The organism is Zymomonas sp. (genome assembly GCF_020216885.1).
Lineage (GTDB): Bacteria > Pseudomonadota > Alphaproteobacteria > Sphingomonadales > Sphingomonadaceae > Zymomonas.
Window position 1 is genome coordinate 1 of the sequence record NZ_JAIWON010000121.1, and the last position, 12,753, is coordinate 12,753.

11 protein-coding genes and 1 tRNA gene are annotated in these 12,753 nt (G+C 46.1%); 7 read left to right on the forward strand and 5 right to left on the reverse strand.

Features of this window, described 5'->3' with window-relative positions; translation table 11 throughout:
• Window positions 1–149: 149 nt before the first annotated feature.
• The 3 genes from LDL18_RS06920 to pepN all read left to right on the forward strand — a co-directional run bounded on the left by LDL18_RS06920 (window position 150) and on the right by pepN (window position 4,841).
• Window positions 150–1,163 (forward strand): low specificity L-threonine aldolase, encoded by a 1,014-nt coding sequence (locus LDL18_RS06920; protein ID WP_296508113.1) that lies wholly within the window; start codon window positions 150–152, stop codon window positions 1,161–1,163.
• A gap of 37 nt (window positions 1,164–1,200) precedes the next feature.
• On the forward strand, window positions 1,201–2,157 hold the full coding sequence (locus LDL18_RS06925; RefSeq protein WP_296508115.1) for an EamA family transporter: 957 nt from the start codon (window positions 1,201–1,203) through the stop codon (window positions 2,155–2,157).
• An 80-nt stretch (window positions 2,158–2,237) separates the two neighbouring features.
• Complete coding sequence (gene pepN, locus LDL18_RS06930) at window positions 2,238–4,841, forward strand: aminopeptidase N (RefSeq protein ID WP_296508117.1); 2,604 nt, start codon at window positions 2,238–2,240, stop codon at window positions 4,839–4,841.
• Between the two features lie 125 nt (window positions 4,842–4,966).
• Here pepN and LDL18_RS06935 read toward each other — a convergent pair whose 3' ends face one another.
• From LDL18_RS06935 to LDL18_RS06945, 3 genes are all read right to left on the reverse strand, one after another.
• The gene (locus tag LDL18_RS06935) at window positions 4,967–5,815 is read right to left on the reverse strand and encodes an aldo/keto reductase (protein ID WP_296508119.1); all 849 of its coding nucleotides are present in this window, start codon (window positions 5,813–5,815) and stop codon (window positions 4,967–4,969) included.
• A gap of 260 nt (window positions 5,816–6,075) precedes the next feature.
• The gene (locus tag LDL18_RS06940; RefSeq protein ID WP_296508121.1) at window positions 6,076–6,849 is read right to left on the reverse strand and encodes a hypothetical protein; all 774 of its coding nucleotides are present in this window, start codon (window positions 6,847–6,849) and stop codon (window positions 6,076–6,078) included.
• A gap of 510 nt (window positions 6,850–7,359) precedes the next feature.
• Window positions 7,360–7,434 (reverse strand) — tRNA-Asn (locus tag LDL18_RS06945).
• 162 nt (window positions 7,435–7,596) lie between these two features.
• Here LDL18_RS06945 and LDL18_RS06950 point away from each other — a divergent pair.
• Complete coding sequence (locus LDL18_RS06950; protein WP_296508122.1) at window positions 7,597–8,517, forward strand: neutral zinc metallopeptidase; 921 nt, start codon at window positions 7,597–7,599, stop codon at window positions 8,515–8,517.
• A 108-nt stretch (window positions 8,518–8,625) separates the two neighbouring features.
• On the opposite strand, the gene LDL18_RS06955 is transcribed toward LDL18_RS06950, so the two are convergent.
• The gene (locus LDL18_RS06955) at window positions 8,626–8,820 is read right to left on the reverse strand and encodes a hypothetical protein (RefSeq protein WP_296508124.1); all 195 of its coding nucleotides are present in this window, start codon (window positions 8,818–8,820) and stop codon (window positions 8,626–8,628) included.
• 75 nt (window positions 8,821–8,895) lie between these two features.
• On the opposite strand from LDL18_RS06955, the gene LDL18_RS06960 reads away from it, so the two are divergent.
• The gene (locus tag LDL18_RS06960) at window positions 8,896–10,194 is read left to right on the forward strand and encodes an MFS transporter (protein WP_296508126.1); all 1,299 of its coding nucleotides are present in this window, start codon (window positions 8,896–8,898) and stop codon (window positions 10,192–10,194) included.
• Between the two features lie 28 nt (window positions 10,195–10,222).
• Window positions 10,223–10,837 carry a LysE family translocator gene (locus tag LDL18_RS06965; protein WP_296508128.1) on the forward strand — a complete coding sequence of 205 codons (615 nt, stop codon included), beginning with the start codon at window positions 10,223–10,225 and terminating at the stop codon, window positions 10,835–10,837.
• A 3-nt stretch (window positions 10,838–10,840) separates the two neighbouring features.
• Here the strand turns inward: LDL18_RS06965 and LDL18_RS06970 are convergent, their stop codons facing one another.
• The gene (locus LDL18_RS06970; RefSeq protein ID WP_296508130.1) at window positions 10,841–11,548 is read right to left on the reverse strand and encodes a pirin family protein; all 708 of its coding nucleotides are present in this window, start codon (window positions 11,546–11,548) and stop codon (window positions 10,841–10,843) included.
• 131 nt (window positions 11,549–11,679) lie between these two features.
• On the opposite strand from LDL18_RS06970, the gene LDL18_RS06975 reads away from it, so the two are divergent.
• The gene (locus LDL18_RS06975) at window positions 11,680–12,591 is read left to right on the forward strand and encodes a LysR family transcriptional regulator (RefSeq protein ID WP_296508132.1); all 912 of its coding nucleotides are present in this window, start codon (window positions 11,680–11,682) and stop codon (window positions 12,589–12,591) included.
• Window positions 12,592–12,753: the final 162 nt, after the last annotated feature.

Below are 12,753 nucleotides of genomic sequence, written 5' to 3' on the forward strand. Positions count from 1 at the left end.
CATTCTATCGGCATCACAGAAAAGGGTTGCGAAATCTTTACAAAAAGCGCAGCCGGATTAGATGCACCACCTTACTCGGTATAACATTGTTATTTTATAACAAAAATTCATGATAAGCTATCATACATCATTTGGGGATAGTGAATATAATGCAAAGTATTCGTTTCTTTTCCGATAACGCTGCCACGGTCGCAGCCCCCGTCATGGATGCTATTATTGCCGCCAATCAAAGCGACATGGCGTATGATTCCGATAAATGGAGTCAGAAACTTGACGCTATTTTCTCGGAATTATTCGGGACAGAAGTAACGGCTCATTGGGCGGTCACCGGAACGGCGGCCAATGCCCTGTCTTTATCCGCTATCTGTCCGCCTTTTGGGGGGGTCTTATGCAGTCAGGATGCCCATGTCCAAACGGATGAAGGCGGCGCCCCTGAATTTTACACGGGCGGTTCCAAATTGTTATTGGTTCCGGGCGAAGGCGCTAAAATGACGCCCGAAGCCTTAAAGACAAGAGCCGAAGCGATCGCTGACAGCGTCCATATGGTGCAACCTCATGCGGTGACCATTACCAATTCAACCGAATTAGGTCAGCTTTACACGCCAGAAGAAACAGCGGCTATTGGTGCGGTTGCCCGTGAAAAAGGCTTGCGTTTCCATCTGGATGGCGCCCGTTTTGCTAATGCGGTTGCTGCTCTCGGCTGCAATCCGGCTGATCTGACATGGAAAGCCGGTGTTGATTTGATGAGCTTCGGCTTTACCAAAAATGGTGCCATGGCAGCAGAAGCGATCGTTTTCTTCGATCGGGAGCTTGCCGCCCACAATAAACGCCGCCGGAAACGGGCAGGTCATTTGCTGTCCAAAGGTCGCTTTATTGCGGCTCAAATCGAAGCCATGTTGAAAAATGATTTGTGGCTTGATCTGGCGCGCTCTTCCAATGCTGTTGCCAAACGGATTGCGGAAGCCGTCGATCCTAAAAGACATGCCTATCCGGTCAAAGCCAATGAAGTCTTCCTGTTCATTTCGATGGAAGAACGGGCAGAATTACGGAAACAAGGCTTTGTTTTCTATGACTGGGGTCATGACAAAATCCGTTTGGTTGCCTCATGGGATCAGCCGGAACATGAAGTCGTTGCATTAGAAAAAGCCTTAAAGGCTTTATAAAAAGAAGGTCGGATAACCATCCGAAAGAGGGGATAGAATGAAGGAAGCAGAAAGGGATAGTCAGCCAGAATTAAGGCTGACATCCCCCAAGGTTTTTTTGCCTTTTTTGCTGGTAATTTTGATCTGGAGTACGACATGGATTGTCATTCGGGATCAAGTCCATTCTGTCCCCGCTAACTGGTCAGTCTGCTATCGTTTTATGATAGCGGGATTGATGATGCTGCTGTTCTGTCGGATAAAAGGGTATAAATTGACCCTCGACCGCAGTAACCAATTTTTCTGCATAACCGTTGGCTTGCTTTTGATTACCATTGACTATGGCTTTCTTTACGCGGCGGAACGACATATTACATCAGGGTTGGTGGCGGTTGTCTTTGCCCTTATCATTGTCCCCAACAGCTTTTTTGCGCGGGTTTTCTTAGGCAAAAAAAGCTCACCCTATTTTATTCTTGGTGCCGTCTTGGCCGGTATCGGCCTAGGGCTGCTTTTTCGTAGCCAGCTAGCCTATTTATCCGACCGGACAGAAATGAAACTGGGGCTGGCGATGTCACTTATCGCCGTTCTTAGTACGTCACTGGCTGAAATCCTGCTTTCGACACCGCGCGGGAAATCCAAACCGACCGCTGTTTTTTTGGCATGGTCAATGCTTTGGGGCGGTATCGGAAATGGATTTGTGGCGCTTTTTCTGGATGGCGCGCCTGTTATCGGCGGTAGTGCCTATATCGGTAGCCTTTTATATCTAAGCCTGTTTGGCTCGGTGCTGGCCTTTATCTTGTATTTCTACGTTTTACACAGCGTTGGACCTGATATGGCAGCCTATGCCCATGTGATGATACCGATCATCGCTATGATTATTTCTACCCTATATGAAAATTATATCTGGAGTCCTACCGCCATTGCGGGGAGTATTCTGGTTCTAACAGGGTTGTTTTTGGCGATGAAATCACAAAGTAAATCAACGCGATCTGCCATCGTCAAAATGAGGATTGATTAAAGCCGTCTCTTCAAGAAATGGCTCTTTCAATAGCTTATTTTCAGTATCACAAAGCTCTCAATCAAGCTCAGGAGATAAATATGTCAGAGAATCACTCTGATACGCCCGTGGTCATTCACCGTCATGCCTACAGACCTCCTGATTGGCTGGTGCCGACCATCGCGCTTGATTTTGCATTGGATCCTAAAAAAACACGGGTCAAGGCACGTCTTCAGGTAAAACGTAACGGCGACCATAATCGCCCTTTAAAATTGGATGGTAATAACCAAAAACTTCTTGCTTTTTCAGTAGATGGTCAGGATGCCCAATCACAGGTAAAACAAGAAAAAGACGGTCTGGTTATCGCGCTTGAGGGTGAAGCCCATATTATCGAGACCGAGGTTGAAATCTCTCCTGAAAGCAATTCCCAACTTATGGGACTCTATGCTTCTTCGGGACTTCTTTGCACGCAATGCGAAGCTGAAGGCTTCCGACGGATTACCTATTTCCCTGATCGTCCTGATATTCTGAGCCGCTATACCGTCAGACTGGAAGCGGATGAAACGGCCTTTCCGGTCTTGCTCTCTAACGGCAATCTGACATTGGAAGGCAAGGGTGAAAATGGCCGCCATTTTGCGCTTTGGAATGATCCTTTCCCAAAACCCTGTTATCTCTTTGCCTTGGTAGCGGGTAATCTGGCTGCTTATCGCGACGAATTTACCACCCAGTCAGGCCGCAAAGTTGCGCTCGCTATCTGGGTTAGACCGGATGACATCAACAAGACTCATCACGCCATGAATGCCTTAAAAATGGCAATGGCATGGGATGAAAAGGTCTATGGCCGTGAATATGATCTCGATCAGTTCAATATTGTGGCGGTTGATGATTTCAATTTCGGTGCCATGGAAAATAAAAGCCTGAATATCTTTAATTCACGCTATATTCTTGCTGACCCTGACACGGCGACCGATGCCGATTATGATGCGATCGCAGGGGTCGTTGCCCATGAATATTTCCATAACTGGTCAGGCAACCGCGTCACCTGTCGCGATTGGTTTCAGCTTTCTTTAAAAGAAGGCTTTACCGTTTTCCGCGACCAAAGTTTTTCGGCTGATCTCGGCTCTCCTGCGGTCAAACGTATCGAAGATGTCCGCAGCCTGCGGGCTGCCCAATTCCCCGAAGATGCGGGGCCCTTAGCCCATCCGATCCAGCCCGATAGCTATATCGAAATCTCGAATTTCTATACAGCCACCGTCTATAATAAAGGGGCAGAAATCATCCGAATGATGCACCAGCTACTCGGTGCTGAAAAATTCAGGAAGGGAACTGACCTTTATTTTGAACGCCATGATGGTGAAGCGGCTACCTGCGAAAATTTTGTAGCGGCGATGGAAGATGCCAGCGGGGTCAATCTGACGGATTTTCGTAACTGGTATCATCAGGCAGGTACGCCCCAATTAAAGGCCAACTTAACTTGGAATGCTGCAACAAAAACAGCGACGCTTACTTTGTCGCAACAGACAGCCGCTACGCCATCACAGCCTGAAAAACAGCCGGTTGTTTTACCTGTTGCGATCGCTTTAATCGGCAAACAAACGGGTAAAAATCTGATTGGCGAACAGTTGCTTACGCTGACCAAAAACAGCGAAAGCTACTGCTTTGAGAATCTGGCGGAAGAACCCCTTCTTTCAATTAACCGCCATTTCTCGGCACCTGTTACGGTTGAAAACCCAGTCAGCCCCCAAGACCTCGCTTTCTTGTCAGCCAATGATGATGATCCTTTTGCCCGTTACGAAGCGATGCAAGAGCTGATGCTTGATTTCATGGTTGCTCGCGTGCAGGGGGAACCGGTCGATCCAAAAACGGTTATCAATGCAGTTGAAAAAACGCTGACTAACACGGATTTGGATAACGCCTTTATTGCCGAAGCCGTCATTCTGCCTTCTGAAAATAGGGTCGGCGAAAAACTCGATATCGTTGATCCAAAACGGATTGCCGAAATTCGCGATGATCTCCGAAAAACACTAGGGCAGGCGCTCGAAAAATTGTGGCGGCAAGCCTATCAAGACTGTGAACGGCCAAGCTATCAATATACCCCCGAAGCCGTTGGGGCGCGCCGTTTAAAAAATGTCGCACTCAGCTATTTGGCGGCTGGAGAACTGGCTGACGCACCCAAGATGGCATGGCAGCAATTTGAAAAAGCCGACAATATGACCGATCGGCGTGGTGCCTTGGATGTGCTCGTTAACGGCTTTTCGCCAGAAAGAGAAAAGGCGCTCACCGCTTTTTACGAACGCTATAAAGGTAATGCGCTGGTTATTGATAAATGGTTTGCAGTTCAGGCTTTTTCAACCCGTCCAGATGTTATAGAAAATGTGAAGAAACTGGCGAAACATCCTGATTTTACACTGAAAAATCCGAATCGCGCTCGCGCTTTAATTGGCAGCTTTGCCCATAATGCCCGCGCTTTCCATAATTTGTCAGGGGAGGGGTATCGCTTTGTCACGGATATGGTTATCGCGCTCGACAAGATCAATTCACAGACGGCGGCTAGAATGATTGCACCCTTTGGTCGTTGGCAACGCTATGATTTTGATCGGGCAGAAATGATGCAAAATGCCTTGAAGCGCATTTTATCCACGCCTGATTTGTCCCGTGACGTGTTCGAGCAAGCCTCAAAAAGCCTGCTTCCGAACAAAGCCTAAAACTAAAACGATCTATCAATAAAATACCTTATCGACAAAAAAGGCTGCCTTTTTATGGCAGCCTTTTTTATTTCAAAGTCGATTTTGTTATTTCAGATATGATCGACTTACCGCATAATAATCCCTTAAAATTCTTCATAGCGGGCAGGGTCTTGGTCGGCCAAGCGTCCATTAGGCTGAGCCAATGTCGCGATAACTTCTATATCCTGCGGCGACAGCTCAAAATCAAACAAGGATAAATTTTCAATCTGACGCTCTTTGCTCGAGGCTTTAGGAATCGGTATGGCTCCAAGCTGGACATGCCAACGCAAAATAACCTGCGGGATAGACTTACCCAATCGATCCGCAATTTTTTTAATCGTGTCGTCCTGTAGCAACTTGCTGGCACGTCCCAAAGGACTCCATGATTCGGTTACGATACCATGGGCTTTATCCCATGCGCGTTGTTCTTCCTGCGGGAAATAGGGATGTAGTTCGACCTGATTGACGGCTGGAGTCACGCCGGTTTCTTTAATCAGTCTTTCCAGATGTTCCGGTAAAAAGTTACAAACACCGATTGATCGGATCAATCCCCGTTTTTGGGCTTCAATCAAGGCCTGCCACGCCTCAACATAGAGATTTTTGCTCGGATTAGGCCAATGAATTAGATAGAGATCGTAATAATCAAGCTGCGCTCGATAAAGTGACTCCTCTACCGTTGCAATGGCCTCTTCAAAATGATGATGCCGCCCCGGCAATTTGGACACAATCCGCAATTTATCACGGACAATACCGGCTTCTCGGACAGCTTCGCCTACGGCACCTTCATTTTCATAATTAAAAGCGGAATCGAGCAAGCGGTATCCGAATTTAATCGCACTGACGATATCGTCAACACCGGTCACACCGTTTAATTTATAGGTGCCAAAACCTACGGCAGGCAAATCATTGCCGTCATTCAGACGGATAGAGGGTATCGAAATAGGGGACATCATACTTCTCCATATAGAGGATGATTCCCCCATCCTGACCCTATTGATAAAGGCTGTAAAACCCCGATTTTCAAAGAAAACGCTGTCATACGACCATCAGAGTGATTTCCACGGTCAATGCTTTTAAAAGAACGAAAAGTTAAATGAGCGATAAAGAAAGGACGGCTAGGGCAAAGGGCATATTGGGCGCAATTTACCCATGCGCCCAATAAATAAAGATATTAAATAGCGTTTATCACGCCACTATTATCTGCCCATAGAATCTAACAACCGCCATTCAAAGTCCGAATAGACTGTATGAAATTACGGCCACCACGCATAGTCGTTGTGACAGCCGCTCTGCTATTGCAGATGCGCGATCTCGTGGCATAACGATAATGCACAATAAAGTTGTTGGTATTTTCCTGCGCAATATCCAGCAATTGTATCCGATTGGTCAGACTACCATAAAATTTGCTCAGATTCGGCGCGGAGAAGGCAGGTGTCGATCGTTTTTCAGGCACAACCATAGCCGAAGCAATTTCTCCTTGCCCGTCTCCTAATGCGGTATAAAATGCCCGTATCGTTGTTGCCGCCGTGCCATATTCATCCGTAAAATCCATTGGTTTTGCTTGAGAATGCGCAGGGCGAATAGCCGTTACCGTGGCCACCAATGGCTCGTGATGATGTCCGGTTTCGGCGGCCATCGGTTCAGTCAGCTGTACAGTCACATTCTGATGAAGCAGAGAATGAAGCTGCTTTGATGTTGTTTGGGATCCAACCAATTGAACTGACTGAAAATGATTCTTGGGGTCAGCAAATTCGTCGCCAGAAAGGCAAATCGGATTACGAAGTTTTAAAATATAGCTTGGTTCTGGTGTATCACCCGTTTGGATGTCTTCGTAATTGGGCGGGCCCGGAAAAACAACATATTCGACTATGCCTGTTAATTCCGAAGGTTCCCCCTTCTCTAAATTATAACATTGGCCAGCCCAAGCAACGCTTTGCCAAAAACAACCTAGGACAGATATCAATATAATGAAAAAATATTTTAACATTGTAAAAATGCCTTTAAATTATCTAAAATATATTTCCATCTCCATGAATGTCTATAAAAATCTAAAAACACTATTTTTTTATTAGGTATTTATCGATAGTATATATATAAAAATATCTGTAATACACCTTAATTCAGATGAATTAAGAGATAAGTTATTCATAATTTAATTATGTTCCATCGATTTAATCTCGATAGAATTAAGATATAGAAAATTCTAAAATAGGCACTGCCATTGAAGGCATGGTTCCATTTATCCACTTCCTATCAAAAAGCAGAAATATCTTCTTAGAAGATCAACAAAGAAACCTATTTTTAAAGCATGCAGATATCCTAACATAGGGGAAATAGGAGAATAAACATCACACTATCCCCAAATAATAGAATAGGTAATATTTCAAGCCCCGATATATTCAGGAGATTCTAAGCCCTTAAAGTCAAAACAAGACTTACATAGACTCAATGTATAAATTTTAAGGAAAAAGCAAAACGACAAGGACTATCGTTGAAATGGCTCCCCGAGTAGGATTCGAACCTACGACCTGCCGATTAACAGTCGGACGCTCTACCGCTGAGCTATCAGGGAACACTATGTCAGTCACCGCGTTGGGTGTGAAGCGCGTATAACAATCAGCTATGTGTTCTGCAAGCGTTTTTTTTCAAAAAAAACACAAAAAAATGAAAGCTATAGATAAAACCTGCTGTCGACCTATAAATAGGCCTGCGGGTAAAACTGGGAAGGTGCATAATGCGGCTTGATGACTACCGAAGCAGCGATAATGTCGAAGACGAACGCGGTGAAGATTTTAGCGGCGATAATAACGGCGGTGGCGGCGGGTTTAACCTGATCAGCGGCTTACTTGGTTTTGTCGTTGGCCGTTTTGGTATCGGCGGCGTGATCGTTTTGGTTATCATTTGTTTTATTTTCAAAATAAACCCGCTGGGCTTTATCGGTGGTGGCAACTCGACACAATCCGCGATAGCCCCTCATCAGGCGCATTCTGTTCGTTCGGCACAACAAGCCTGCCAACTTAACGCCGCAAGCCTTTTCTCCTGTCGTGTCTTAGCCAGTACGGAAGACACATGGGGCAAAATTTTTGCTGATGCCGGTAAAAAATATAAACCGACGACATTAGTCTTTTATAGCCAAAGAGGCCGCTCCGGCTGCGGTGCCGCAGAATCGGCGATGGGGCCTTTCTATTGCCCAGCAGATCAGCGCGTATATCTCGATACAGATTTCTATAATGAATTGGTCAACCGCTTTCATGCCAGCGGTGACTTTGCCCAAGCCTATGTTATCGCGCATGAGGTCGGGCATCATGTTCAGGATTTAATGGGCTTATCTGACCAAATCCGTGAACAACAGGCGAATGTCGGTAAAGCCGCCGCTAATGCCCTACAGGTGAGAATGGAATTACAGGCCGACTGCTATGCCGGAGTCTGGGCAGCCCATAACCGCGACCGGATAGAAACCGGCGATGTCGAAGAAGGAATGCGGGCAGCACAGGCGATTGGCGACGATACTTTAGAGAAAGCCGCAGGGATGCGTCCCGTTCCCGAAAGTTTCACGCATGGCACATCTGCCGAACGAATGCGCTGGCTCAAACGCGGGATTGATAGCGGCGATCCCGCCGTCTGCGATACCTTCCACCATGATATTGATAGTTAAATTCTGTTGAGAATAAATGTTGTTGATATTTCGGCAAGGACGAAAAATACAGATTTCATCGACATAGGATATTAAATTTTTTATCATAAAAACATAAAGTTACACGTCTTATTTAATAAAAATTATCATCAAAAACGCTCTTGGGATACAGTGATAGCCTTTTTCAAAACGGTCTATCCTGTATCCTTTTTCTTGCCATGACGCTTGATATCCTGTTCTCGACGCATAGCTTGAAAAGGCCAATAACGGAAAAATCTGACGACCGCTTATGGTCGCAGCTATTTTCTCGCTTTTATGGCTCACAAAATATTCCTCCAATATGGGATGCTAGCGGATCAAGCGCCTCTGCTCGGCATATAAAAATAGAACGAGCATCTGATGAAAAAACTTTTCCATGGCACCTTCCGGTCACTGAACAGCTTCAATTATCGCCTTTGGATAAGTGGAATCTTCGTATCCAATATCGGGACATGGATGCAACGCATTGCACAAGACTGGCTGGTTCTGGTGCATTTAACTCACCACAATGCAACCGCTGTCGGGATTATTACGGCGCTACAATTCGCACCTGTTTTTTTACTTTTGCCTTTTTCGGGTTATGCCGCCGATCATTTTGACCGCAGAAAATTTCTGATTTTCACACAAATGGCTATGGGATTAACCGCTTTGGGGTTGGGTATCCTGACGTTAAGCGGCTTGGTGCGCCTATGGCATGTCTATTTATTCGGCCTCATTTTGGGCGCCATCACGGCGATAGATGCCCCTGCGCGTCAAACTTTTGTTTCAGAGTTGGTCAAGGAAGAAGATATTCCCAACGCGGTTGCTTTAAATTCCACCTCTTTCAATAGCGCACGCCTAATCGGGCCCGCGATTTCCGGCTTTCTGATTGCGGCATTTGGAAGCGGCGGCGTATTCCTGCTCAATGCAGCCTCTTTTGGAGCCGTTATTTTAGCGCTTTCCTTTTTGCGGCTTGATGAATTGTATAAAAGGGACAAGTCAACAGACCAAAAACATGGCCTATCGGATGGCTTTCGTTATGTCCGCCATCGACCGGATATCAAAACTATTCTGGCAATGCTTTTTCTGATTTGTACTTTCGGGCTTAACTTTCCGATCTTTATTTCAACAATGGCCGTCACAGTTTTTCATGGTGAAGCGCGCCTTTATGGCTTGTTGATGTCTTCTATGGCTATCGGCTCGGTGACAGGCACCTTGTTTGTTGCCGGTCAGGCCAATCCGCATATTCGTCTGTTATTTCTCAGCACAGTCTTATTTGGCATAAGCTGCCTTTTAGGGGCTTTGATGCCGGATGCGCTGACTTTTGGGCTAGTTTTGGTTCTTATCGGTTTATCGGCACAAATTTTTACAACTGCCTCCAATAGTCTGGTGCAATTATCAACCGATTCCAAGGTAAGGGGGCGGGTGGTTGCTATCCTTCTTGCGGTTTCGGTTGGCGGCACCCCTCTCGGTAGTTTATTGATTGGCAGAGTGGCCGATATTTGGGGCGCACGTTATGCCTTAGGCATAGGGGCAATTTCTGGCTTCACAGCGGCCTTGATTGGCTTATGCTATCTCGTCAAATATCATCGATTGCATTTATATTTTAAAAAAGGCGATATCGCTTTTAGAATGAAGGCTGTTGGCCGTAAAATAAAACACCCGTTCCACCGCAGGTGAATTTCAAGAAAGTTTGAGATTTAAAACCATGTCCTTAATAGCTTTTATCGCGGCAGCCTCTCTTCTGACCATAACACCGGGTCTTGATACCGCTATGGTCTTGCGCGTCGCTACAAGCAGCGGAACACGTCCGGCCTTTATGGCGGGTATAGGTGTGGCTCTTGGATGTCTGCTCTGGGGCATCGCGGCTTCACTGGGTTTAGGTGCTGTTTTACGAGCCTCTGAATTGACCTATAACCTCATCAAGTGGAGTGGGGCGGCTTATTTATGTTGGCTGGGCATAAATCTGCTTATTCACCCTCGAAAAAATTTGATGAATAACCTGAATCCATCGATGGCATCGGCCGTAAAGGCCTTAAGGCAAGGCTTCCTCACCAATATCCTTAACCCCAAAGTCGGGATATTCTACGTTACTTTCTTGCCGCAATTCATGCCATCATCTGACCATTTAATTCAGTATGCGTTTTTACTGACCTTCATTCACGCCATGATTACGATTTTTTGGTTCGCCATTTTGGCCTCGGCAACAGCACCGCTTCTCCGATTTTTAAAAAGACGGCAATTCCTGTCCGTGATTGATCGCTTAACCGGCTGCGTTTTTGTGGCTTTCGGTTTGAAAATCGCTCTTTCCAAGGCCAATTAGCGTTCAAATTTTTGCCCCCGTCACAACCATGACGATGTCAGAATCCTCTTTGGCTTCAATGAATATCGTTTCGACTTCAGCCAATCCGGCCGCATCGCCTTCTTGAAGGGTGCAATTTTCAATTTCGATCATCCCCTTGGAGACAACCAGATAGCCATATCGTTGTTCTTCCAGAGGATAGTCGATGACATCACCCTTATTTAAAGTCGCCCCTAAAACGGCCGCATCCGCATGAATAGGTAGCGCGTCTTCATCCTCAGGATATCCCGAAGCCAAAACCACAAAACGACCGGCGCGATCTTTTTTCGGGAAAGATCGGCTTCCCCATGATGGCTTATCGCCTGACTGATGGGGCATAATCCAAATCTGGAACAAGCGAGTATCAGAGGCCTCTCGGTTATATTCGCTATGAACAATGCCGGTTCCGGCCGACATAACTTGGACATCACCGGCTTCTATCCGCCCCTTATTCCCAAGGCTGTCCTCATGGGTTAACGCGCCTTCGCGAATATAGGTAACGATTTCCATATCTTTATGAGGATGCATGCCAAAGCCGGTATCAGGCGCAATGCGGTCATCATTCCAAACTCTAACCGCGCCCCAGTTCATCCGGTCGGGATCAAAATATCGGGCAAAGGAAAAATGATGTCTAGCTTGCAACCATCCATGGTCAGCAAAGCCCAGATTTTTATAAGAACGCCTTACAATCATGCCACTGATCCTTTCCTGTCGTCTCAAGATCAATGACTAGAAGATGTATTTTAGATAATATATAGAAATAATATAAATACATTATTTCTATATTTTTACTAAATTAAAGCGATTTTGAGCGAGATGCCAAAATGAAATTACCCGATTTTGAAGCATGGGCGATTTTTGCCAAGGTAGCTGAATTAGGCTCTTTTGCGCGGGCAGCCGAAGCGATCCAGCTTTCCAAACCCACCGTTTCAAAGGCGGTAAGTCGCCTTGAGCAATCTTTGGGCAGCGCGTTATTCAATCGCAATTCTCGTCATATTTCTTTGACCGATCTCGGGCGGTCACTTTTGGGACATGCCAATAAAATTATTGCCGAAGCCGAAATGGCTGAAACCGAAGCCCGTGGCGGTATCCAACGCCCTTCGGGGCTTATCAAAATAGCGGCACCGACGACTTTTGGCCTATGGCATTTATCACCGGTTCTGCCGGATTTTTTAGCGCAATATCCAGAAATAGATATCTCGATTGATTTCAGCGATGCTCTCGTTGATCTTGTAGGGGAGGGCTATGACATCGCCCTTAGAATAGCCTCTCTTGCGGATTCGGCCTTACGGGCGCGGCGGCTTTGTCCGGTGCGCCTTTTATGGGTGGCAACCAGCGATTATCTCGACCGCATGGGTCGGCCACAACATCCCAAAGCATTCGAGAAGCAAAAAAGTTTTGTCTATACTAACAGTCGGGCATCAGGCATGATTCGGCTGCGCCATGAAAAGAGCGGCAAGGAATATGTTCTCTCGCAATCTTCCCGTTTCAGAGCCAATAATGCCGAAGCCTTTCTGCCTGCCTTAGAAGCCGGATTGGGCTTTGGAATATTTCCTGATTTTATGGTCTGGGAAGGCCTAAAATCCGGCAAATTGGAACAGATATTGCCAGAATGGGATGCCGGTTCAATTGCGCTTTATCTCGTTACTTCTGCCAATCCATTAAGGCCGATGCGCGTGAATGTATTACTTGATTATCTGACCAAAGCGTTTAAAAATCCACCTTGGACAAAATAAATTACTCCACGATCTCAGAAGTTTTCTGCATTGTCTTCGAATGCCTTGTCCCGCTTTATGCGGCAAAGGCATTTAGAAATTAAACCCTACGAAAACCACAATGCCTCCGAAGCCCGTTTCGGAGGCATTATGTTTCACTTCTATTGAGCTGTCAGCTTTTTG